This is a genomic window from Paenibacillus sp. NRS-1781 (genome assembly GCF_050467745.1).
In the GTDB taxonomy this organism is placed as follows: domain Bacteria; phylum Bacillota; class Bacilli; order Paenibacillales; family Paenibacillaceae; genus Paenibacillus; species Paenibacillus terrae_A.
This window is the reverse complement of record NZ_JBITPI010000098.1, coordinates 1-1,451: the sequence shown is the minus strand read 5'-3', so window position 1 is coordinate 1,451 and position 1,451 is coordinate 1. Positions and strand designations below refer to the sequence as shown.

The window sequence follows — 1,451 nt, the reverse complement described above, 5'->3', positions numbered from 1 at the left end:
GGCTCTTCGCTCTACTGGATGGGTAACACCGGATAAAATAGGTTCATAGTTAGGATAGATTCGAGAGATTACCTAAGTAAAGGGTATAAAGGGGAAGGGGAAAGATGAGCTTAGGACCTACGTGCTGAAAGCGCAGGAAGGTGGTTTTTATTCGCTGTCATATAGACCATGGCAATCAGATTACCTACGTTACGGTAGCCTCTCGCTCGACGCTTGGCTGCTTGGACCAGACCATTGATGCCCTCCAACAATCCGTTCGTCATTTGGCTATGGAACCAGCGTAGGATGCCTTCCTCATGTTGCTTTATCGTTTGGGCTACACGTATCATCGGAGCCAGCTGGGAACGAGTCGCCCAGCTGAGCCATTCCTTCAAGTACATATCGGCGAAAACATGCCGAACGCTCCATAAATCCTGCAACGCCAGTCTCAACCGGTAGGCTCTTCCGGTTTGCAAGTTACTGTCCTTCAGCTGTTCCAGCGCTTCCTTTTGTTCGGCTTTGAGATTCGACTCGTTCTTCAGCCAGATATACTTCGTCCGTTTCAGTTCGGGGTTTTGTTTCTGCTCCTCGATGCGGACTTCATCTACCGCCTCACCGACCAGCTTCATCACATGAAACTTATCAAAGGTGATCTCTGCATCTGGGAAATAGTCCTCGACTCCTCGAATAAAAGCGGGAGACATGTCGCAGCATACTTCCTGGATCTGCTGGGCATCCACCCCTTTGTTTCTCAGATGCGCCCGGAAGCGCTCTAAGGTATCTTTTCCCTTCCCCACGGTGGCGAAGAGGACGATTTTACGGTCAACATCTACAAATAACGTGATGTAGCGGTGGCCGCGTCGGGATGACGTTTCATCAATGGCGATCCGTTTCACTTCCGTCAGATCCACTTGCTCCATTGCTTGATTCACGTAATGGTGAAAGATGCGCCACATCCGGGTGTCATGTTCCCGAAGCTCACGAGCTGCCGCGTTGACTGGCATTTCCGCCATTAATCGCATGGCGTATGCTTCAAAGGAATAGGTGAAATGCGCCCCGGGTCGGGACCATTTGACCGGAACTTGCGTCACTTTGTTACACACCTTGCATTCGACCCTCGGCACCCTGACGTGCATAAAGGTTTTCCATTCCCAAAAATCCAGGTGTCGCCACTCCTTGTTCTCCGCATCGTAGGCTTTGCACATTCCTCCACACAACGGACAGACGAATTCGGCTCCACGTTCAAAGTCCATAAATAGGTGCCAGGCTTGTTCCTGTTCGTCGAACTTAATTTCTCTCAGTTCCCATGGTTTTTCCACCTGCAACGCCATTTTAAATAACTCTGCAATTACATGATCTTCTCGGCTACTAAATATCTTCATTGTTCTTCCCGCCCCTATTAGTCTTCTTAGGAACAGTCTGCTCTACTTCTCTATGGTTTAGACCTCACCCATCAAATATAGCGACGAAGC

General features: G+C 49.5%; 1 protein-coding gene. It reads right to left on the bottom strand.

Annotated elements, in window-relative coordinates; all coding sequences use genetic code 11:
* Positions 1–110 precede the first annotated feature (110 nt).
* Positions 111–1,361: an ISL3 family transposase gene (locus ACIFO6_RS24015; protein ID WP_430044553.1), complete on the bottom strand. Its 1,251-nt coding sequence runs from the start codon at positions 1,359–1,361 to the stop codon at positions 111–113.
* Positions 1,362–1,451 lie beyond the last annotated feature (90 nt).

Bases quoted from the DNA above. Each gene is read 5' to 3' on its own strand.
- ACIFO6_RS24015 (WP_430044553.1), bottom strand. From the start codon at position 1,361: ATGAAGATATTTAGTAGCCGAGAAGATCATGTAATTGCAGAGTTATTT.